Below are 21977 nucleotides of genomic sequence, written 5' to 3' on the forward strand. Positions count from 1 at the left end.
AAAGTTGGAGGAGAAAAATCAAGAGCCTAAGTGCGAGGAGATATCGGATCTCGCCCTTATCCCGTCAACTTTTCAAGCGAAGGAGTCGCTCGTGCTCATGCTCTCGCTCTGGCTCTCGCTTTTCCAAGGGTCTAGGACCTGCTCTTCCTAGGATCTGCTCTTATCTGCTCTTCCTCAAATCTCGTTTCTCGCTTTCTCGTTTCTCTCCCTCCAAACCCAAAAAAAACGGCCCCGAAGGAGGCCGCTTGAACAGTGGATGCTAGGAACAGTGTTGCTTTTTATTATTAGAATTGGTCTTCTTCGGTCGAACCTGTCAGTGCAGTCACTGACGAGTTACCACCTTGAATTGTGTTGGTCATGGTATCGAAGTAGCCGGTACCCACTTCTTGCTGGTGAGCAACGAAGGTGTAACCGCGCTCTGCAGCAGCAAACTCAGGACGCTGAACTTTCTCAACGTAGTGGCGCATGCCTTCACCCTGTGCGTAAGCGTGGGCAAGTTCGAACATGTTGTACCACATGTTATGAATACCCGCGAGAGTGATGAACTGGTACTTGTAGCCCATGTCTGACAGCTCTTGCTGGAAGCGCGCAATGGTGTCTGCGTCCAGGTTTTTCTCCCAGTTGAACGATGGCGAACAGTTGTAGGCCAACAGTTGATCTGGGTATTTTGCATGAATCGCTTCGGCAAACTGACGCGCTTCTTCCAAGTCAGGTTTCGCCGTTTCACACCAAATCAAATCAGCATACGGTGCATACGCAAGGCCACGAGAAATCGCTTGTTCGATACCTGCGCGTACTTTGTAGAAACCTTCAGCCGTGCGCTCACCCACGATGAAGTCTTTATCGTACTCATCGCAATCAGAGGTAAGCAGGTCAGCGGCATTCGCATCGGTACGTGCAATCACAAGGGTGGTGGTGCCTGCAACATCAGCAGCGAGACGCGCCGCTACCAGTTTTTGAACGGCTTCTTGGGTAGGAACCAGCACCTTACCACCCATGTGACCACATTTTTTCACTGATGCTAGCTGGTCTTCGAAGTGAACACCTGCCGCACCCGCTTCAATCATCGAACGCATTAGCTCGTAAGCATTCAGTACGCCACCAAAACCGGCTTCAGCATCCGCAACGATCGGTAGGAAATAATCCGTGCCGTCTTCTGGTGTGCCACCTTTTGACCATTGAATTTGGTCCGCACGGCGGAAAGAGTTATTGATACGCTTAACCACTGCAGGGACAGAATCTACAGGGTAAAGAGATTGGTCAGGGTACATGCTTGATGCAGTATTGTTATCTGCTGCCACCTGCCAACCAGACAGATAAATCGCTTCAATACCTGCTTTCGCTTGTTGCACCGCTTGACCGCCAGTCAACGCGCCCAAACAGTTCACGTACCCTTTTTTCGCAGAACCGTTCACCAGTTCCCACAATTTGTCTGCACCACGCTGAGCGATTGTCTGCTCAGGGATGAAAGAACCACGCAGCGCAACAACTTCCTCTGCCGTATATGTTCGTTTTACATGTTTCCAGCGTGGGTTTTCTGCCCAGTCTGTGTTCAGTGCATCGATTTGCTGCTGTCTTGTCATCGTCATTGTGATTCCCTCTCTCAATGTGTTCCTAAACTTGGGTTAACGCGTCTTGGGTTTAATCTAAAACTCGGTCAAAAAGCCGGGGCTTTTTAATCCAACAATTCGTATCCAGATAAGGTTAAGAAATCTGCCAGCGCATCACTGGTGGTCAGCTGCTCCATCATGCTGGCCGCCTGCTGGTACTTCCCTTTATTGAATACGTCAGAACCTAATTCTTCTTGTAGAACGTTCATCTCTTCAGCTAAACATTGACGGAAAAACTCGGCCGTCACTGTTTTGCCGTTGCTCAGCGACTTTTCGTGGCGTATCCATTGCCAAATCGATGCGCGAGAAATTTCTGCTGTTGCAGCATCTTCCATCAGTCCGTAAATAGGCACACATCCGTTACCTGAAATCCACGCTTCGATGTACTGCACTGCCACGCGAATGTTGTGGCGCATGCCTTCTTCGGTGCGGTCGCCTTCACACGGTGCCAGTAATTCGTCTGCTGTGATCGGAGCATCTTGCTCACGCAGCACATCCAGTTGGTTTTTACGGTCACCGAGTGCAGCATCAAACACCGCTTTTGCGGTATCCGCCAAACCAGGGTGGGCAACCCACGTACCGTCGTGTCCGTTATTGGCTTCTAACGACTTATCGGTCTGAATTTTATCGAGTACCCATGCATTCTTTTCAGGGTCTTTCGATGGAATGAACGCCGCCATACCCCCCATGGCCATCGCACCGCGACGGTGACACGTTTTCACCAACAAACGTGAATATGCATTAAGGAAAGGTTTCTCCATCGTCACCGCTTGGCGATCAGGCAGTACGCGGTCCGGGTGATTTCTGAATGTTTTGATGTAGCTAAAGATGTAATCCCAGCGACCACAGTTCAGCGCCACAATATGGTCTTTCAAGTGATAGAGGATTTCCTCCATCTCGAAAACCGCAGGTAACGTCTCAATCAAGATCGTGGCTTTGATGGTGCCGCGCGGCAGCTCAAAATGGTCTTCAGTGAAACAGAACACATCGTTCCACCAAGCCGCTTCTTGGTGCGCCTGTAGTTTTGGCAAGTAGAAGTAAGGGCCCGAGCCATTTTCAAGCAGCGCTTTATGGTTACGGTAGAAATACAGGGCAAAGTCGAACAGCGCACCAGGAATCGCCGTGCCATTTAACAGCACATGCTTCTCTTTTAAGTGCAGACCACGTACACGACAAATCAGTGTCGCAGGGTCATCATTCAGGTGATATTGCTTACCGTTTGCTGGATTTTCGTATGAAATGGTACGGTTGATGGCATCCGTCAGGTTACGTTGCCCATCAAGTACTGGCCCCCATGCTGGTGAAAAAGAATCTTCAAAGTCAGCCATGAACACTTTCACATTGGCGTTCAGCGCATTGATCACCATTTTTCGTTCTGGTGGACCTGTAATTTCTAAGCGGCGATCTTGAAGATCGGCAGGAATACCACGAATAGACCAGTCACCACGACGAACATCCGCAGTCTCTGGCAAGAAATTCGGCAGTGCGCCCGCATCAAACGTCGCTTGTCTCTCTTCACGTGCAGCTAGCAATGAAGGGATGCGATCAGCAAAGCGTGCGGCGAGTGCCTGTAAGAAGGCCATTGCATCATGCGTCAGTACATCCGCTTCTTTTTCTGTTAGCGGTGGAACAAACGTCAGTTCCTGTTGTGTTTGTACTGTCATAAATATTCCCCCAAAATCCTTTTGTAACTAAATCACAACAAATCGATTGTTACCGCTATCGTATTGCATGTTCTGATTTGGCTCGCTCTGTTATTAAGCTGTCGTATTTACGGTTGAAGGTCAACACCTCACCATCAATCAAAGCAACCAACAAAACCATTCAATTATATAAATTACAATGAGTTATGAATTTTAGAGCTTTAACTCAAAACACTAAATTAAAACAAATCTCAGATTCTTCCACCGTTCGTGATGAAATCCTCCTTTAGTCTAATTTTTGTAACTCATTACGTAATAAAATTTCATATCATTATGAGAGTGTTGAAAATGAGACACCCACAATTAAACGTAGCATCCGAAGTTAGATTTTGCCAAAATTCTTTTTATAACAATTATTTAACAGATAAATGAAAAATATATTTCTAACAAAACCTATCGATAAGGCATTAATTATCGTTAAAAAAAATGTGGGGCGGACTACAGAATTTAATTTCAAAACTGCAGGAGGCTTACTGGCATGTAAAAAGAGGAAAGTGTTACATGGAGAATAAATACTAGAGAAAAACACCAAACTTTAGTTGGAAAGCAATGGGAGCTAAAGATTCTTGAAATAATCGAGGAAATTTCATCGTTTTATGCATGATCGCACATAGAGACAAATGAAGAATTCCTCGTTATTTAAGTAAGCATTCTGTCATTAAGGCATCAGAAATGGGCAAAAAACGACCGGAAAACACTTACAACAATGTTTCTACCAGATCAGCCAACGCATCAAATGTTGGCTGACGGCTGGACGTTGGACGCCATACCAAACCAATTTCTCGATACGCTTCCGTACCGGGAGGCTCGACGACCACCAAATCCAAATTATCAACAAGCCCATGATTTATAGCCATTTGTGGGATAAAGGTTGTACCCAGTCCATTCGCGACCATTTGCACCAAGGTATGCAAACTGGTGGCAGTGAAGGGGTTAATCTTAGCGGTTGAAGTTAACTTACAAGCTGAAACTGCATGATCAGTTAAACAATGCTCACGTTCGAGCAAGAACACAGATTCATCCGGCAAGTCTGCATAACGAACCGGCACAGGCACTGTGGCTGCTTGGGAACGGCTGAGTACCATTTTGAACACGTCTCGCCCTACCACGCGGCTTGCCATGGTGCCAATTTCAACAGGCAGCGCCAAAATCAGCACATCCATCTCGCCGCTTTTCAGCGCACTCAATAGGTTCGCTGTTGTGTCTTCACGAAGCAGAAGGTCGAGTTCAGGGAAATTTTGATTCACGGCTTGAACAAGGTCGCACAGCAAGAACGGCGCAATGGTAGGAATACAGCCGACACGCAGTTTGCCCTGCATTGGCATTTCACTCACTTGCGTCAACTCCATGAGGTCCTGGCTGCGCGCCAAAATCTCTCGACTTCGTGACACAACATCTTCACCGATTGCAGAAAATACCAAGGTTTTGTTATCGCGCTCAATAAGTTGAGATCCGATCAACTCTTCGAGATTTTGAATGCCGGAACTTAGTGTAGACTGACTGACGAAACACTGTTTAGCCGCTTCACCGAAGTGGCGGGTTTCATGCAGCGTGACCAAATAATGGAGCTGTTTGAGAGAAGGGAATTTTGTCATCGATTTTTCCGATTGGTTTAATCTGTTAAATCCACTTTTTTCAATCTACCAGTTCCTTTATAGTTTGTCTCGTTCAATAAGGAATTAAGGTTTTTACACCTTAAAGCTAAAAATATTTAGGAGCTGAGAAATGGTACTAGTTGGCCGTCAAGCCCCAGATTTTACTGCAGCAGCAGTACTGGGCAATGGTGAAATCGTAGATAACTTTAACTTCAAAGAGTTCACCAAAGGCAAGAAAGCGGTTGTCTTTTTCTACCCGCTAGATTTCACCTTCGTATGTCCTTCTGAGCTAATCGCTTTTGACAAGCGTCTTGCTGATTTCCAAGCGAAAGGCGTTGAAGTAATCGGTGTTTCAATCGATTCTCAGTTCTCTCACAACGCATGGCGTAACACTGCTGTTGAAGACGGCGGTATCGGTCAAGTTGCTTACCCATTGGTTGCTGACGTTAAGCACGAAATCTGTAAAGCATACGACGTTGAGCACCCAGAAGCAGGCGTTGCGTTCCGTGGTTCATTCCTGATCGACGAAGACGGTCTGGTTCGCCACCAAGTGGTTAACGACCTTCCACTAGGCCGTAACATCGACGAAATGCTGCGCATGGTTGATGCATTGAACTTCCACCAGAAAAACGGTGAAGTTTGCCCAGCACAGTGGGAAGAAGGCAAAGCAGGTATGGACGCGTCACCTAAAGGTGTTGCAGCGTTCCTATCTGAGCACTCTGACGACCTGTAATCGGCTTTTAGACCGCATCTCAACAGCGGTTGTTCCCCCAACACTATAACGTGCCCAACGCACGTGTAGCGTAAAGCCAAAGTCAGCTGAAACAAATATAATGAGGCCCGGACCACCGGGCCCTTTTTGTATCTGGCGTTTGGTTTCTTTCTTTTTCTCTTTCTTGTTCTTTTTCTCTTCTCAGCCGAAAGACAACACGCCCACAGTGGTATCCACGTCTACGCTGTCCATCACTTTTTCTCGCTTGGCTTTCCTTTCTGTTTAGAGAGTTTTTGAATTCCACGTCAAAGGCATACACGCTGCCGCTCTAAATATGATAGAGACAACCAAAAGAGACGTGACCTAGGGAAGACTGTGACATGAAACAATAGAGAAGAGACTGCGACGAAGAATTCGCCGCAGATTGTCAGTAAGAAAAGGAATTTAGCCGCGAACCGCCGCGATGGCGCGTGCAATGGTGTCAGGGTTGGTCACCGTAATATCAAAATCACTGTCGCCATTCCCCATGGTGGCTTTCTCATTGCGATACTGCATGTGCGAAGTACGCGTCGTTTTGCCAGACAAATGGATTTCATGTGCGCCAGTGAAATCAACAATCTGCTTCGCGTTGTCAGGAGAAACGCCTGCACCCGGCATAATACCTAGTCGGCCTTGGCAGAATTCCACCATCGCTTTTAGCGTGTCCATGCCTTCATCTGCCCGCTTTGCCAAACCTGACGTCAATACACGCTCAACCTGATGAGACATCAGAAACTCCAACGCATCAAACGGCGACGCGCAGTGGTCAATAGCACGGTGGAAAGTAATGCCCAATCCATTCGCTTGCTTGATCATGGCACTCACGACATCAGCATCAATGTGCCCTTGCGCGTTCAAGGCACCGATCACCACCCCATTCAGACCCATTTTGTGGGCGGTGTGAATGTCTTCCAGCATGATTTCCACATCATCACTGCTGTAGAGGAAATCCCCTTCACGCGGACGAATAATGCCGTAAACCGGAATATTTGCCACGCGAGCCGCCGCTTTCATATACCCCGCGCTAGCCGTTAAACCGCCCGTGGCGAGTGAGCTGCACAATTCGATGCGTCCCGCACCGGCTTTTTCAGCAATAGGAAGTGATTCAAGGCTATCGATACACACTTCGACCAATACAGACATTACGCAATCCTCGCTAAATAATTGAACACATCATCAACGAGTTATGGACGAAAGAGAAGCAGCAACGGTGTAAAAGTTTGGTAAAAATTGCTGTAAAAATGCACATACTCAATAGAGAGTTTGATGATGCTTCCTTTTCCTTCTTCGCTTTTGAGGGACTGCTTCAAAGATCCTCATTTTTCAGTAACCCACTTATTCATAACTCAATATATTTCCGCCCCCATCACACACCATAATAAATAAAGCGCATATGAATAAGACGTACATAGCCAGCTTTCTCTCAACACTGTTATTAAGCACAACCAGCCACGCATTTAACGCGACAAACGCCATCACACAGACCTTCGATGCTTCGCCGTTACGTTCAGACAACCAAAAAGTCTACTTCAATCAAAAGCAGCTCCCGTCTGATACGCAGGGCTCGCTGCAAGCCAGCGTCAGCATGGCGCAAAGTGTCATCATGCCGACCATTCATAACATCGATGGTGATCGCCAGCCTCATTTAGTGGCATTGCGCAAAGCATTGCTGATCGTTGAGCCGCACGACGCACATGCCATTGAGGGCAATGATCTGTCAGTGGTGGTGAAAAACAGCCAAGGTAAACCGGTTCACCACACCACCTTGAAGGCACCGGCAGAGCAACCAAAGCCGACTGGCCAAATTGAAACAGACGTGACGGTTATCGTGCCTGATGCCTACGCGCACACGCTCCGCACCAACAACACCATCGGCAGCATTGCGGGCCAACAAGGACAAACAACGTTTAAAGCCCTGCTCACTGAGCACGACACACTGCTCGTGGCCACCAGCGACGGACACTTTGCTTACGAATTCATTCTGCCAGAAGGCAAAGCATTCCACGGTAAGATCGTCACCTTCTCTTCGCAGGCAGGCTACAACTCAACGCTTCACTACTCCCATGGCGTTGACACCTTAAGCCGCGGCAACAACATCACCTACAACAATGTGGATGGGCTGTGGTATGCACAATCCGATGTCGATTATGGCAACCTCGCCTACAGCGAAACCGCCTACACCACCGTATTGCCAGCCGACGTCATTCAGCCAGGTTTTAGCTTAACGCTCACCGCGGGTGACAGCGAAGGCACGGTTGAAGGCATTCAGGTAGGTGCAAACACCACCTTGATTCTAAACGCCGTCGATGTTGGCCTATTAACACCACCGCGCGGTGAATTCCGCTTCATGGCAGACAAAAACCTTCACCGCGACTACTTCCAATCGCTGCAAATCAGCAAACTGATTGTTAACCCCTACGCGCCGATCCACCTCGAAGAAATCATGTTGCCAGACGGTCGCCTACTGGTGGATGTCGACCCAAGCAAAGCCGATGCCTACGGCAGTGACTCTCACTATCGCATTGCTCGCGAGCTTATTTCTGCGGGCATCAACAGCGCCAACTATGGTGTGAACAGTTCCTACGTGCGCGACCACGCCGCATGGAACATCAGCGCGCCGTATCACGCTGCGCAAATCACAGTAAACAACGCGATTGGCAAATACAGCGATGGACTGATTGCACACGGCCTACTGGGATCGTATGCGGGTGTTGCATCTGTTATCAGCTCAACAGGCAATGAGTTCAGCCACGAAGTTGGCCATGAATTAGGCGCGGGCATTGGCTCGGTTCACCCTGAAGCGCATTATTTGGGCGGATTCAAAGGCTCAGTGCACAACAGCTCAACCCAAATCAACTCTACCTGGGGCTGGGATCTGTTTGAAAACACCTTCCTGCCGAATCTCAGTAAAGCGAGAACCAACGGCGCCTCATGCTATGAAGGACAATGCGCCGAACCGTTCGAAGGTCACAGCTTTGGCTGGGGAACCATGGCTGGCGGTTGGCCGCTGCACCCTGATGCGAACGCCTATACGCTGCATACACCGTATGAGCTGAATGTGTTTCAAACCCTATTGGAAAGCAAAGCCAATTTCGACGCTACATCCCCAACCGGTTTCAGCAAATGGGATACAGAAAGCCTGACCATGACACCGTGGGCAAATACCCTCACCGACGATTTGGCCTTTAACATTGCTGTCGTCAGCGACAACAACGCACTAAATAACTTCGATGAAAACAGCCGTCAATTCCATCAACTGTTTACCACCGCAGACGCGGTACGACTCAACACGGGCAATGGCCATTGGGCGAGAGATTTCTACTTACCAGAAGATGAAAGCTTCGAAGGCAAAGTGGCCGTGTTCCGATCTACCGCAGGCTACAACTCACACATCCACTTTGGCGACATGTCTCTGCTGCTCATCAATGGTCAGCAACATGCTTTTCGTTTTGAGGCTGGCCAATGGGATCAGGTCGACAGCAACATCATTGACCGTACCCTTGATCGCATTCCGCAAGAACAAGGCATCGCTGTCACTACATTGGTTGGCTATTACGACCCACAGAACACCTTGCCGAGTTACTTCTACCCCGCGCTGAACGGCGCGTTCGGCTCCGTGTATGAAGACAACTTCACACCATCATCTTGTCAAATAGAAGTGCAGACGCGAAACAGTGGCACACTCACCTTTAACTTGCACAACCGTCGCTTAAACGATGGCTTGATGAACCGATTCCACGTCAACGTGGCGACCGACAGCCAACCCTATCGCGCCGAGCTTTACTGCAGTAACACCTTGCTCGACAGCATGGAAATCACCGCGCCAATCGACGCGCCAACGGCCAGCACAATCACGACAGAGCTTGGTGAAGCCCCGACCCTACATGGCATAGAGAACATCACACTTAACATCAATGATCGCTTCGATCCGCTCGCAGGCGTCAGCGCACATGACGCAGAAGATGGTGACATCACCGCGAACATCACAGTATCAGGCGCAGTGAATACCGAACAAGCAGGTGTGTATGTGCTGAACTATAACGTCATCGACAGTAACGCACAGCAAACGAACGTTGAGCGCTTTGTTACCGTAGAAGCGAATGAAGTCTGCACCGCGGATTGGCGCAAACAGGCGATTTACCTAAGTGGCGACCGCGTCGCGCACCAAGGCGTTGTGTGGCAAGCAGGATGGTGGACACAAGGAGAAGAGCCGGGAACAACAGGCGAATGGGGCGTGTGGAAGAAAGCCTCGGACGAGGTCTGTACAACGCCGGACCCAGAGCCAGAAGTGACGCCACCGCCGCCGGGTGAATACCCAGCCTATCAAGCCGGTACCGCTTACAAAGAAGGTGACATTGTTATCGGCGCAGATAACGCATTGTACCAATGCAAACCGTGGCCAAACTCAGGCTGGTGCGCGAATGCCGCCTATGCCCCTGCCATTTCGGCTTACTGGCAAGATGCGTGGACAAAGCGTTAAGACAATAACCCCCTCCTCGCCTCCCCCTTGAAAAAGTGGGAGGCACCTAGCGCCTTTTTGCTTTAGATCCCCTCCACTTTTCAAGGGGAGGGTTAGGGAGGGGTGCTCTGGTTCTGCTTTTACACTGCGGAAAAATCAGTCAACTTTACGTTGCGGATTCACTTTACCACCAGTGACAGGATCAGAGGTGCCATCTGCCTTCATACGCTCAGCACGGCGGCGACGGATTTCTTTCGGATCAGCAACCAGCGGGCGATAAATCTCAATGCGATCACCATCGTGCACTAACGCATCCAGCTTCACCAAGCGGCTAAACACGCCCACTTTATTCTTAGACAGGTCAATCTCAGGGTACGCATCCAAAATGCCAGAGTGACGAATAATGTCTTCCACATGCATATCCGGCGTCACAATCGCCTTAAACACCCGCTGCTCATTCGGCAGCGCATACATCACCTCAATATGAAGCAACTTTTCACTCATAAACGACTCTCGCGCGATCAGTGAAGGCTTTCACCATGTTCACTGCCAGCTCGTTAAAGACCTTACCAAACGCCATTTCCACCAAGCCATTGGTGAACTCAAAATCCAAGTTCAACTCGATTTTGCACGCATCCGCATCTAACGACGTGAAGTTCCAGCCGCCGACCAACTTACGGAACGGGCCATCGACCAGCTCCATCTTGATCGCCTCGCCCATCACCAGCTCATTGCGCGTGGTGAAGGTTTTACGAATACCGGCTTTCGCGACATCGACCGAGGCCGTCATGGCATCATGACTGGCTTCAAGCACACGCGAACCCGCGCAGCCCGGCACAAAAGACGGGTAAGCTTCTACATCATTCACAAGCTTAAACATTTGTTCAGCACTGAACGGCACAAGTGCAGAACGTGTAATTCGCGGCATACGATCTCCTCATCGCTCAATACCAGCATCATATCATTGGACCCTAATTTTCCCCAAACGTCTTCAAATTGCAGGAAATCGCCCGTGATAGACGCCCATAAATGGCGCGGAATGTGAGCGCAACGCGCGAGATTCTAAAAATCCTACAAAAACTATATCGCCCTTCCCTACCACTACGTATAATGCGGCCATTATGGTAAAGAAAAATTCAAAGAATAAAGCGGGCAGCAATACAATTGCGCAGAACCGCCAAGCTCGCCACGAATACTTCATCGAAGACGATGTTGAAGTCGGGCTTGAGCTACAAGGCTGGGAAGTGAAAGCCCTCCGTGCAGGCAAGGTCAACATCACAGAGAGCTACGTGTTCTTCCGTGATGGCGAAGCCTTCATGTCCGGTGCCACCATTACCCCTCTTAACGTTGCTTCTACTCACGTAGTGGCTGACCCAACGCGTGTGCGAAAACTGCTGCTTAAGCGTCGTGAACTCGACACCTTGATCGGCAAAGTGAACCGTGAAGGTTACACCGTTATCGCACTGTCTATGTACTGGAAACAGTCATGGGCTAAACTGAAGATTGGTCTGGCGAAAGGTAAAAAGCTTCATGACAAACGCGATGCATCGAAAGATCGCGATTGGCAGCGCGACAAAGCGCGTATCATGAAGGCTTCAGCCAGATAATCGTTGACGCAGCAGAGCTTTATGCTAGTATCTGCGACATAATTCCGGGGCTGATTCAGGATTCGACAGGATCAAGAAGGCTCGTGGAGCATGCCGAGGGGCGGTTTGCCTCGTAAAAAGCCGCAAAAAAATAGTCGCAAACGACGAAAACTACGCACTAGCAGCTTAATAACCTGCTAGCGCACTTCTACCCTAGCTTCCGCTTGTAAGACGGGGAATCATAGAAGTTCAAACCCAAACGAGATAGCGAGGGATGCTTTGACTAGAGAGCTGAACCGCGAAATAGAATTCTGGTATGTCTTTTTGTAGCGTGTCTATTCGCAGCACACTGACGAGAATAAAGATAGACTAAGCATGTAGCGCCATAAGTTAGACTGATTTTGGACGCGGGTTCAACTCCCGCCAGCTCCACCAATCGATTGGAAAAGGCCAACCTGAAAGGGTTGGCCTTTTTTATTGTCCGTGTCCCGCCCTGAATCAAGCCGTTTTTGATTAATCCCTCACACTTACCATATTAAATTATCCGCAGTAAGGGATATTACATTGCATATACCCTGTAAGGGATATAGCTTTGAATATAACGTGTAAGGGATAATTAATATAATATCCCTTTAAAGGGATATTTCCTTATAGGAGCGGTTGTGATGATTTATAGCCCGCAACAGTTAGCAAACCATTTAAAGCTACTTCGCACTAAGCACAAGCTCACTCAAGCAGAGCTGGCCCAACGTGTTGGTTTGAAACAGGCTACGTTATCCAACTTTGAAAATAACCCCGACACCACACAACTCAAAACCGTGTTTAAGATCATCCAAGCACTCGGTGTGAAAATCGACATACTCTCGGAAGAGAAAACCCCCATCGCAAAATCCGATGAAGAGGTATGGTGATGGAAACGTTAGTGGCCTACATGAACGGAGAGCGTGTTGGTGAATTCATGAAGCTGTCGAACGGCGCACATGAATTTCAGTACGATGCACAATGGATTGAAAACCCTAAAGGTAGGCCGCTGTCACTTTCCTTACCACTTCAATATCAAAAGCACGCTTCCAGCCACGTCATCAACTACTTCGATAACCTGCTGCCCGACCTCAACGAAATTCGAGATCGTATTGTTGCGCGCTATCAAGCCGATTCACGGCAAGCCTTCGATTTGTTGAAACAGGTCGGCAAGGACAGTGTTGGGGCCATCGCGCTCTATAACCCCAATGAAGACACCCCCACGTTTAAGCAACTGGAGTATGACGTTCTCACCAATGAACGTTTGGAAAAAGTCCTCAGTGCCTACAAGGCCAACATCCCTCTAGGGATGCTTAGTGATGAAGACGATTTCCGTATTTCCGTCGCTGGCGCACAAGAAAAGACCGCACTTTTAAAACTAGGGAATGATTGGTGTATCCCTAAAAACGCAACACCAACGACGCATATCATCAAGCTACCTATTGGCGAGATAAAGCAGCCCGACGCCACACTTGATATGAGTGACAGCGTCGAAAATGAATATCTCTGCCTGCTTCTCGCCAAAGCGCTCGGTCTTAACGTGCCCAACGCAGAGATCATTCACTGTAACGGCATCAAAGCCCTTGCCGTCGAGCGCTTCGACAGACGTTGGTCAAAAGACGAAGCTTGGCTATTACGCCTGCCACAAGAAGACATATGCCAAGCCTTTGGTAAACCTTCGGCCATCAAATATGAAAGCGACGGTGGTGTGGGAATTAAAGACATCATGAAGCTACTTCTAGGCTCAAGCAATGCACTGGAAGATCGCGATTCCTTCATGCGCTTTCAGGTATTCCAATGGATTATCGGTGCAACAGATGGTCATGCGAAAAACTTCTCGATTTTCCTTGGTGCAGGCGGCAGTTATCAACTCACTCCTTTCTACGACATTCTTTCTGCTTACCCCATCTTAGGTGGCAAAGGGCTGCACCTACGTTCGCTCAAATTGGCCATGGGGCTAAAAGCCAACAAGGGAAGAAAGTACAAACTCGACAAGATATATGCTCGCCATTTTTTGGCGACCGCCAAAGAGGTGGGATTTAGTACGCAGAGAATGCAGGCGATCTTGGATGAGTTTGCCAATCAACTTCCTTCCGCCATTGAGCAGGTAAAACAACAACTTCCAGAAGCGTTTCAGGAGCATGTTTCGACGCCAATTTTTGAGAATTCGTTGAAGATGGTGGGGCGAGTTTCTTTAAGCTAATAGCTAGGTAAAGTCAGAGTGAATGTAAAAAAAACACACCTTCATTAGACAACTATCTCAATAATTACCTATCCCAATACACAGCAAAGTTTCTTTTTCTTACACTAAAACTCTTGGAAGCAAAGAGATCTAGGTATAAATATCTAGGCCGGATGACAAATTTAATACACTGCACAATCACAGCGAAATCAATACCATTCAGTTGAATGTTTAACCCCTCAACGTTTTCGATATTTTTGCTCATGAGTTATTCTTTGGTTCAAACCAAAACCCAAGATCATCAGTATCATCTTCTTACCCACTACTTGCTTTACCAAGCTCACTTTGACGATCTAGGACACTCGCCGCCGATAATTTTATTCTTCCATTAGTTCGAGCCCCAAAGGAGCACTGCAACGTATGGGGTTTGCGGGAATCATGGTTTACGCTCGCTAGCAAGTACAACACTCAATGAACAAGATATTAGTCCTGAGTTGGTAGAACCTCCATTGGCCTACATTGATAATAAAGTCCGCAGTACACACAACCGTAAGAATTACCTTGAACGAATAAAGCCGATGATATGCTGGTGGATCGGGCATACAGAAGAGGTAGCCAAAGGCACCTTCTCTGTTACAGACACGAAGCTGCTAAAAGTGGTAAGTTTGTAACTCACTTGCTAAAAAAAGTATGATATAGCGCAATGATTTAATAGGAGAGTTCGCTCTTCTAACCCGAAAAGGAAGGGAAGTATTTGTTTTATGCGACTTTCAATTAGACAAAATGGTGATGAGCGAATTAACTACAATCAAGTCACTATCAATGGCTGGCGCGCTGCTGGTTTATATGGTTTTACTATCGTTTTAAAGGGAACTTCCAGCGCATGTCCTGTCCCTGTGCTTATCTCTAGTATCAGAATAAACTTAACATTGGCAGACCCAAGTTTACCATTACTAAAGTCGCTCCCTGCTTCATCTCCATTAGTAAAATGCCAAAATTATCATAACGATAATCAACAACTAGCATTCGAGTTTTGCTTAACAAAAGAGCAAATTAACGCGTTAGAAGAACATCGAAAATTTGGAGACCTTGTGCTAAAGTTTGACTTATCTGCGATAGTCTCCTCCAAAGAAGAAGCATTTGAAACCTATGATATTGAAACAGCAACTATTCCGAGGGAAAAGTGGCTCAGTGCTCTTAATCAATCAGGTTTTCGGCAAACGCTCCTATTCGAAGTCCCAGTTCCTTTTGAAGTAGACAGACTTGACCTAAATACCCTTTATGCCAAAGCTCAAGAATTCATTGAAATTGGGCACTACAAGGATGCCGTCATGCAGTGTCGTCATATCATCGAACATGCTGAAAAAGCCCGTAATGACTCCAAGCATTCCAAAGAAGCAAACCGGAAAGCTCAAGATAGAACGACAAGACAAGAGATGTCTGCTAATGAACGCATGTTAAGCCTAAGAGAGCAAATCAAGAACATCTGCCAACTCGGTGCTCATGGAAGCGAAAGCTTTACACGATCACAATCTAAAACAGTGCTAGGGATAACTATGGCGCTTCTAGCAGAGCCAACTGTTGGTTTCTTTAATGACGAGCCAAAGCAAAGATAACTCCCAGAGAGCGCCGTATCAGCTTTTCTTAGGTTGCATCGCATCTGCGAATAAGGGGATGACTGAAGCGCTACCACCTATGTAGGCGGGGTATACTTCTGATAGCTACCCCATGTCTTTTGTAGAAATGAGAAGTGGATTTTTACCATTTTGAGCAGTCATTACATGCAGTGAATCAGTTACATAAACAGTGATAAAGGCAAGGAACTTCCCGTCAAAAAGGAAGCTCTTACCTTTGATATTTGGCTATTTTAAATCAAGCTGTTGCTAGCTTCGCAGCTTGTTGCCACATGAAACTAGGCATTGGCATCTTGAGCTCCCAAGTAATGCTCAAAGGTTGTGAACCCGAATGCTTCACGTATTCCACTTCCCCGTAGTTTACGAACCCCATCGTTCGTCCGTATTGATCTTTGGTTTGCTCTCGAACAAAAAGAAACAGTCGTTTACCGATTTCACGGTGCTCAATATATTCTTTGCCTCTACCACGATCAGGTCTTGCGCTGTTTTGCGATTGCCAATGAAACAGGTTCTCGTTAATCGCGTAATCGTGATACATCGTCGTTGGAGAAAACTGCTTTTCATTTTTATCTAGGGTGACAAATAACAGCTCTATGTTTTGATCTTTGATATTAAACAGCCCCTCTCGTGACGGAGGTTGATGCTCAAATGTCGTTGCACCGAACCCTACTAATATTTGCTCTCGTGAATAGCGAGCATGAAGCCTAAGTGGGACATCAGGTAGATTCGGCATAGCAGGTTGATCGTGCTTAGTTTGAGCTAACTTCCAATCAAGTACATCTGACAATTCTTGAGTTATATCCAGCTCCTTTAACTGTGCCAAACTGTCAGATAAAGAATGGATGCCCAGCGACATCCCAGTCTTCTGCCAGAAATCATAATGGCACATTAGCGCTCGCCGGGTATCATTTTGATCGAAAGTAAAATATCTCACACATAGCTGTTTTAAGAACAACAAGTAATAATGGTCATCACAGGCTAAGATACGATTTAGTATCGCTTTTTTAACCATTTTCACTGAGGGTTCATCAACAACATTATTGCCACTGGCTTTGTTCACTAACTCCGTCCAGCTACCTTTTTTATAAACATCATTGAGATCTATGTGCGGATGATGAGCCAAGAAATTCTTCAATGTTAATGCGAGTGAAGAATGTTGAGGGAACTGGCGAATTAATGTCAGAAGTCGGCTTTGGGTTAGCGTAGCCAGACGAATATTATCCAACACCATTTCCTGTGTACGTTTTGTGAGCTCTATACGACAGCCAAGAGGTGCATGTGGGAAACCTTGCTTCACTTCATCCGAAAGTGCCTTCTCTGTTTTCCCAACTAACGCTCTAAATTTATTCGCGAAATCGTATTCAGGGCGTGAGTTACCGACAAAGTCCAACACCGTACAGCACTCTTTTCCATCGGCTAGGCGTAATCCTCGCCCTAACTGCTGAAGGAAAATAGTGAGACTTTCTGTTGGCCTTAGAAACAATAACGTATCAACTTCTGGGATATCGACGCCTTCATTAAAGATATCGACCACACACAAAATGTTTATTTGGCCAGAACGAATCGCCTGTTGTTTCTGCTGTCGTTCATGGCTGTTATCACTGGTCAACACATCAGCTTTAATCCCTTTTATGAGAAACTGCTGAACCATGTAATTCGCATGATCTCGGCTCACGCAAAACGCCAATGCCTTGATATTGCTAATATCGGTCACGATTTCCTGCAAACTACGTAGAATTTTATCTACTCGGTTTTGGTTATGTGTATAGAGATTGGTTAACTGTGAAACATCGTAACGACCACGATTCCACGTGATACTGCGAAGATCGGTATCATCATCAATACCAAAGTATTGGAATGGGCAAAGGTGTAGTCGATTAATGGCTTCAGGCAACCGGATTTCAGCCGCAATGACACCACCAAAATCACTTAGAATATCACCACCGTCATGTCGTTCAGGTGTTGCTGTTAGTCCCAATAAAATCGATGGCGCAAAGTAACTAAGTACCGCACGATAGCTTGCAGCCGCTATATGGTGCACTTCATCTATAACAATGTAGTCATAGTAATCTGGCGTCAGTTTTAGATGATCGAGTTGATTGTTTAGCGTCTGGATCGAAACAAACAATTGACGATAATGTTCAGGTGTATGACCACCGACCCACAACTCGCCAAACCCACCATTTTTCAACACTCCTCGGTACGCTTCTCTCGCTTGACGCAAAATCTCTTCTCTGTGCGCCACAAACATAAACGTCGCATTCGGTTTGCCTTTCAAAAAGCGCGCGAAGTCAAAAGCTGATATCAGCGTTTTGCCCGTCCCTGTCGCTGCCACCACAAGGTTTCGGTAGCGCTTATGCACCTCGCGTTCAACTGACAGTTGTTCAAGAATGTCTTTTTGATGGGGGAAAGGGGTAATGTCGAAAAAATGTTGAACGCTTTGGGTAACTCCAAATTTTTGCTGTTTCAATGCCCGTTTTAGCTTTTCAGTGCTTTCCGCTTGCCCATCAAACAACTCAAACTCATTCGATGCCCAATAAGTTTCAAAGGTACTTAAAGACTTACTGATAATGTGCGGAATTTCTTTCGAGGTAATTTTTAAATTCCATTCGAGACCATTAGTGAGCGCGGAATGAGATAAGTTAGATGAGCCGATATAACCTGTATGGTATTCGGTATCACGCAAGAATAAATAGCTTTTCGCATGGAGTCTCTCTCGGTCAGTGTTGTAGCTCAATTTCACTTGGGTATTGGGAAGGCTTGCAAGATACTCAACTGCTTTGGCATCCGTCGCTCCCATATAAGACGTCGTGATAACTCTAAGCTCTCGTCCACTTGCGGTGAAAGCTTCTAGTTCTTTACGAAAGATTCGAATGCCTGTCCATTTGATAAATGACACCAGCCAATAGATTCTATCCGCAGATAAGATCTCTCGCTTAAGTTCTGACTCCAAAGACAGCCCTGCATTGCTACCACAAAACAGCTCACTTTGAGTGAGGCCAGTAAGAGGAAAAATATCTTCAACATACTGCTTGAGGTTTGCAGAAACAGGGTTTTCTAACTCATACAACGCGGTAAGAATTTTACCTTGGCAATCGAGCAGGTTTTCCTCGATAAAACCGTTGTCTTGAACCTGATCTTTAAGCCACATCAGTAGCGAATTAGATAGCTCAATCTGTTTCTGCAATTGGTCATCACCCGAAGGGACAGAGCCAATCGCATAGTCCAAGATATCGGACAGGAAGCGAGATAGCCAAACCGAAGCTTCACCACTGTTTAGCTGCCGCTCTCCGACATAGAACTGCTCTCTATCTAAACGGCTTTTCACCAATTGTGTAATAAGTTGTTCATAGATACCGCTTTGCTTCATGGTTTACCTTTAATGCCCGCCTTAGCGAGACTAAGGCTGAACGAAACTTCTTAGAAAATACTATAAATCAACGAGTAAAACACTTACTCACCAATCTCCCACCAACAAACGGCTCTTCACCCCCGCAACCTGTAACTGCATGGCATCAAACACGACGTCAAAGTCTCTTTCGTTTGTGCTGAAGATCGGACTTAAGCAATACGTTACTCAGAGCAAGCATTGGACGATATTCGCGAAATAGTCACATTTGCAATGGTTGAATTTCTGACATGATAAGCCCACTTTTCGACCATTCACTCTCGTTCGTCAGTCTCAAGTCACTAAATCTGCAAGGAAAGCATTTGTGAGCAAAAGGAAAACAAACCCCAAATTCATATGGATACTATTGAAGTGCTTAATACTTTCTTACTCTGCGCTCTTCATTGCAAACGCGTCAGCAAAGGATCCCGATACGCTAAAAATCATAGAGGTTCCCTTTTATAAAGATCTGACGATCGATCTTCCCATTGATGCCGAGTTGAGGCCTTGGGAGTCTGGTATTTACTTTTGGTATATTCAAAAGCTCCAACTGACACCCGAAAAAGATAAAGTCTTTAAAGTGGCCCCGTATAATTTGGATGTCGTTATAAGCGAGGCACCACAATCTGATTTTGATTATGCTAAGTGGCGGAAAAGCCTAGCGGAAGATGGTGTTGAGATCATTGATGAGGTTCCTGAAGGTGTTCTCTACTCATCAGCAAATGTGCTGCATATTTTAACGTATTACCATACCGGTCAAGAGCATGTTCTTGGGAAAGCGACACTCTTTGATACTGAAGATTTGGTAAAAGCACGAACGATGTTTGAAGTACTGCAATCCTTCACTCCCAATACGAAGCAGAGAAAGTTTACAGCCCCCTTCAACATAGTGAACGAATTACAGACTAAGGAAATACCCCAAGACAATCCGCTCGCAGATGAACTTAGCGCTCTGATTCAAAAAAACTTAACGAAAAAACGTTTGCTAGACGCCGACACACTTGATGGTTTTTGGGGCAAAATCAGCGCATTTAATGAAACTATAGAGATCTTCCCTGAGCTTGAAACTGACACCCTAGACAAGTTCGCTGACGAAGCAGATCAATACGGTTGGGATATTCGTTTTCACCAAGCTTATTTGCCGGGAAAACAAGCCGGTAGCATGGTGATGCAAAGCCAAGTGAACCCAATGAGCTTTATCACTTACTGCCTTTTCCAAGATTCTGATTTGAATTTACTTGTCTCAATTCCATCAACAGTTTCAGTAACGAACCAGTTGGAATTTGTCCACCAATGCAATCACCTCACTGCAGCTCAAAGCCTGCCTTGGATGACTCCACAGTGGCACTCAAAATTGTTTTATTACAAGAGAGTTAAGCCTGTCGATGAACCCGAAGGATGGTTTACTGTCTTTGATGACAATGACAACCCTGATGATTATTTCTTTGGGGCAGTGGGAGTATTGGATGCTGAAGGCAACCTTGTTATCCCAAATCGCTTCGAAGAAATAGAATGGACTGACGGCTATTTTGTTGGCCAATCTAAACTTGGAAAGGAACTCCTTAGCAAGTCTGGAGAGTCCTTAATGATAGCTGAGAACTTTCGACATATTGACAACAACCTCTACTTTGTCTGGGAGGAAGATAATCAACAAGGGGTCTTTGATCTAAAAAACAATGCATGGATTATTCCTCTAGCTGAACATTACATAGAGAAACTAGACGATAGCGACTTGTTTACCTTCCGTAAGGTGAGTAAATCAACGTCAATGAGTGTTAGCTATGGCAAAGTCGGTTTAATGAACCGTGAGGGGGCCGTGCTACTAAAAAACGAGTATGACCATTTTTGGTTGAACACTCACTTGAATGTCATTGTAGCCCAGCAACGGACGGTTTCAGGCTCACGAGCAACTTCTCGCTTCGGTATATTCGACATGAAAGGAGAGCAATTGGTGCCCTTCCAGTATGATCGTGTTCTCAATGTACGGGAAGCTATCATCAATTTGCGTAAAGATGAGCTTTGGTACCAATACTCCGTGCAGTAGATCGGCGCACTAAGTGCTTGGCTTGATACGCCAAGCACCTCTTTCCTCATTTCCCCTCCCGCCCCGATCTGCGCTACCTTGTAACAACAGTCGCTCTAGGATTGGAGCGATAATGAACAACGGAGTGTGGAATGCGACATCTTGTTTTGGGGCTGCTTTTTTCTTTGCTTGTGATGCCAGCCCAGGCGGCTTGGGATAACAATGCGTATGTGGAAAAAGCCTTCGAGCTGATTGCCCTCAATAACGAGTATGACGATAAAGATCATCCCGTTCGTAAGTGGCATCAGCCCGTGAATGTGTGGATAGACCATCGAGTCGGCGACAAAGAGCTTCATACCATGTTGGTGCGTATGCACCTTGCTCACCTTTCGAAAGTGACGGGCCATAAAGTCCAACTGGTGAATACGCTTGAGCAAGCAAACCTGCGCATGGTGTTTACACGCAAAAGCCGTTGGCAGAATGAAACCCGTGAGCTTTGGGGGGCGGATAAGTCTTATCCATTTCGTGGTGCTATCTGCATGGCGCATTTTTCAGTCACCAAGAGCAATGAAATCCGGCGTGGTTTGATTGTCATCCCTGTTGATCTGGCGCGTGAGCGTGGAAAGTTGTTTGCCTGTGTGGTGGAAGAATTAACGCAAGCCATGGGGCTGCCGAACGATTCCAATGAGGTTTTCCCATCCATCTTCAATGACAACACAAAAAACAGCGTGCTGACGCCATTAGACGTCACCTTGCTGCGCCTACTGTATTCCTCAAAAATCCGCGCGGGCATGCCGGGCGACGCCGCTTTGCCTTTGGTATCTGCTTGGTTAAAAGCCAATCCTTTTTGGGCAAAAGAATCCAAAGCCCTTGCTCGCCAATCGGAATTTGTTACGGAGTTGGGGCTGTTTTAAGTGTGTGTTTTTACAACGGTCGAAAGCTAGAAATACGACGCAAAATATAAACAACACCCTCCCCTTTTCGAGCAAGAAATTGCCCCTGACTGATCCACCTTTTGCTTTTGG

15 protein-coding genes, 1 other RNA gene and 1 pseudogene are annotated in these 21977 nt (G+C 46.7%); 10 read left to right on the plus strand and 7 right to left on the minus strand.

The window, feature by feature from the left end:
- Positions 1-284: 284 nt before the first annotated feature.
- The 3 genes from aceA to BCT27_RS12695 all read right to left on the minus strand — a co-directional run bounded on the left by aceA (position 285) and on the right by BCT27_RS12695 (position 4908).
- Positions 285-1589: an isocitrate lyase gene (gene aceA, locus BCT27_RS12685; protein WP_102317522.1), complete on the minus strand. Its 1305-nt coding sequence runs from the start codon at positions 1587-1589 to the stop codon at positions 285-287.
- 86 nt (positions 1590-1675) lie between these two features.
- A complete protein-coding gene (aceB, locus tag BCT27_RS12690; RefSeq protein ID WP_102395960.1) occupies positions 1676-3274 on the minus strand; it encodes a malate synthase A in 1599 nt (532 codons plus the stop codon).
- Between the two features lie 737 nt (positions 3275-4011).
- Entirely contained in the window at positions 4012-4908 is an 897-nt protein-coding gene (locus BCT27_RS12695; RefSeq protein WP_102395961.1) for a hydrogen peroxide-inducible genes activator, read from the minus strand.
- A 130-nt stretch (positions 4909-5038) separates the two neighbouring features.
- Here BCT27_RS12695 and BCT27_RS12700 point away from each other — a divergent pair, with 130 nt between their 5' ends.
- Complete coding sequence (locus BCT27_RS12700; protein ID WP_017007698.1) at positions 5039-5641, plus strand: peroxiredoxin C; 603 nt, start codon at positions 5039-5041, stop codon at positions 5639-5641.
- A 423-nt stretch (positions 5642-6064) separates the two neighbouring features.
- Here BCT27_RS12700 and BCT27_RS12705 read toward each other — a convergent pair whose 3' ends face one another.
- Positions 6065-6802: a copper homeostasis protein CutC gene (locus BCT27_RS12705; RefSeq protein ID WP_102395962.1), complete on the minus strand. Its 738-nt coding sequence runs from the start codon at positions 6800-6802 to the stop codon at positions 6065-6067.
- A 250-nt stretch (positions 6803-7052) separates the two neighbouring features.
- On the opposite strand from BCT27_RS12705, the gene BCT27_RS12710 reads away from it, so the two are divergent.
- The gene (locus BCT27_RS12710) at positions 7053-10139 is read left to right on the plus strand and encodes a M66 family metalloprotease (protein ID WP_102395963.1); all 3087 of its coding nucleotides are present in this window, start codon (positions 7053-7055) and stop codon (positions 10137-10139) included.
- A gap of 135 nt (positions 10140-10274) precedes the next feature.
- Here BCT27_RS12710 and BCT27_RS12715 read toward each other — a convergent pair whose 3' ends face one another.
- Both BCT27_RS12715 and BCT27_RS12720 read right to left on the minus strand, forming a co-directional pair.
- Positions 10275-10622: an RnfH family protein gene (locus BCT27_RS12715; RefSeq protein WP_102395964.1), complete on the minus strand. Its 348-nt coding sequence runs from the start codon at positions 10620-10622 to the stop codon at positions 10275-10277.
- The gene (locus BCT27_RS12720; protein ID WP_017007694.1) at positions 10615-11046 is read right to left on the minus strand and encodes an SRPBCC family protein; all 432 of its coding nucleotides are present in this window, start codon (positions 11044-11046) and stop codon (positions 10615-10617) included. The genes BCT27_RS12715 and BCT27_RS12720 overlap by 8 nt, the downstream gene beginning before the upstream one ends.
- A gap of 193 nt (positions 11047-11239) precedes the next feature.
- Between BCT27_RS12720 and smpB the strand changes: the two genes are divergently transcribed.
- The 6 genes and pseudogenes from smpB to BCT27_RS12755 all read left to right on the plus strand — a co-directional run bounded on the left by smpB (position 11240) and on the right by BCT27_RS12755 (position 15523).
- Positions 11240-11725: an SsrA-binding protein SmpB gene (gene smpB, locus BCT27_RS12725; RefSeq protein ID WP_017007693.1), complete on the plus strand. Its 486-nt coding sequence runs from the start codon at positions 11240-11242 to the stop codon at positions 11723-11725.
- Between the two features lie 46 nt (positions 11726-11771).
- Positions 11772-12139, plus strand: a transfer-messenger RNA (tmRNA) gene (gene ssrA / locus BCT27_RS12730).
- Between the two features lie 230 nt (positions 12140-12369).
- A complete protein-coding gene (gene hipB, locus BCT27_RS12735) occupies positions 12370-12615 on the plus strand; it encodes a type II toxin-antitoxin system antitoxin HipB (RefSeq protein ID WP_028023751.1) in 246 nt (81 codons plus the stop codon).
- Complete coding sequence (locus BCT27_RS12740; protein WP_102395999.1) at positions 12615-13928, plus strand: type II toxin-antitoxin system HipA family toxin; 1314 nt, start codon at positions 12615-12617, stop codon at positions 13926-13928. Before hipB ends, BCT27_RS12740 begins: the two co-directional genes overlap by 1 nt.
- Positions 13929-14315: 387 nt before the next feature.
- A pseudogene (locus BCT27_RS26045) lies at positions 14316-14578 on the plus strand (integrase); the annotation flags it as partial.
- Between the two features lie 90 nt (positions 14579-14668).
- Positions 14669-15523: a hypothetical protein gene (locus BCT27_RS12755; protein WP_102395966.1), complete on the plus strand. Its 855-nt coding sequence runs from the start codon at positions 14669-14671 to the stop codon at positions 15521-15523.
- 256 nt (positions 15524-15779) lie between these two features.
- Here the strand turns inward: BCT27_RS12755 and BCT27_RS12760 are convergent, their stop codons facing one another.
- The gene (locus BCT27_RS12760) at positions 15780-18911 is read right to left on the minus strand and encodes a DUF3427 domain-containing protein (protein WP_102395967.1); all 3132 of its coding nucleotides are present in this window, start codon (positions 18909-18911) and stop codon (positions 15780-15782) included.
- 343 nt (positions 18912-19254) lie between these two features.
- On the opposite strand from BCT27_RS12760, the gene BCT27_RS12765 reads away from it, so the two are divergent.
- Together BCT27_RS12765 and BCT27_RS12770 are read left to right on the plus strand one after the other, a co-directional pair.
- Complete coding sequence (locus tag BCT27_RS12765; RefSeq protein WP_102395968.1) at positions 19255-20973, plus strand: WG repeat-containing protein; 1719 nt, start codon at positions 19255-19257, stop codon at positions 20971-20973.
- A 131-nt stretch (positions 20974-21104) separates the two neighbouring features.
- A complete protein-coding gene (locus BCT27_RS12770; RefSeq protein ID WP_102395969.1) occupies positions 21105-21866 on the plus strand; it encodes a DUF2927 domain-containing protein in 762 nt (253 codons plus the stop codon).
- Positions 21867-21977 lie beyond the last annotated feature (111 nt).

The organism is Enterovibrio norvegicus (assembly GCF_002876705.1).
In the GTDB taxonomy this organism is placed as follows: domain Bacteria; phylum Pseudomonadota; class Gammaproteobacteria; order Enterobacterales; family Vibrionaceae; genus Enterovibrio; species Enterovibrio norvegicus_B.

Coding starts and splice junctions, on each gene's coding strand:
- BCT27_RS12760 (WP_102395967.1), bottom strand. CDS start 18,911: ATGAAGCAAAGCGGTATCTATGAACAACTTATTACACAATTGGTGAAA.
- aceB (WP_102395960.1), bottom strand. CDS start 3,274: ATGACAGTACAAACACAACAGGAACTGACGTTTGTTCCACCGCTAACA.
- BCT27_RS12700 (WP_017007698.1), top strand. CDS start 5,039: ATGGTACTAGTTGGCCGTCAAGCCCCAGATTTTACTGCAGCAGCAGTA.
- BCT27_RS12720 (WP_017007694.1), bottom strand. CDS start 11,046: ATGCCGCGAATTACACGTTCTGCACTTGTGCCGTTCAGTGCTGAACAA.
- BCT27_RS12755 (WP_102395966.1), top strand. CDS start 14,669: ATGCGACTTTCAATTAGACAAAATGGTGATGAGCGAATTAACTACAAT.
- hipB (WP_028023751.1), top strand. CDS start 12,370: ATGATTTATAGCCCGCAACAGTTAGCAAACCATTTAAAGCTACTTCGC.
- BCT27_RS12770 (WP_102395969.1), top strand. CDS start 21,105: ATGCGACATCTTGTTTTGGGGCTGCTTTTTTCTTTGCTTGTGATGCCA.
- BCT27_RS12710 (WP_102395963.1), top strand. CDS start 7,053: ATGAATAAGACGTACATAGCCAGCTTTCTCTCAACACTGTTATTAAGC.
- BCT27_RS12715 (WP_102395964.1), bottom strand. CDS start 10,622: ATGAGTGAAAAGTTGCTTCATATTGAGGTGATGTATGCGCTGCCGAAT.
- smpB (WP_017007693.1), top strand. CDS start 11,240: ATGGTAAAGAAAAATTCAAAGAATAAAGCGGGCAGCAATACAATTGCG.
- BCT27_RS12705 (WP_102395962.1), bottom strand. CDS start 6,802: ATGTCTGTATTGGTCGAAGTGTGTATCGATAGCCTTGAATCACTTCCT.
- BCT27_RS12740 (WP_102395999.1), top strand. CDS start 12,615: ATGGAAACGTTAGTGGCCTACATGAACGGAGAGCGTGTTGGTGAATTC.
- BCT27_RS12695 (WP_102395961.1), bottom strand. CDS start 4,908: ATGACAAAATTCCCTTCTCTCAAACAGCTCCATTATTTGGTCACGCTG.
- aceA (WP_102317522.1), bottom strand. CDS start 1,589: ATGACGATGACAAGACAGCAGCAAATCGATGCACTGAACACAGACTGG.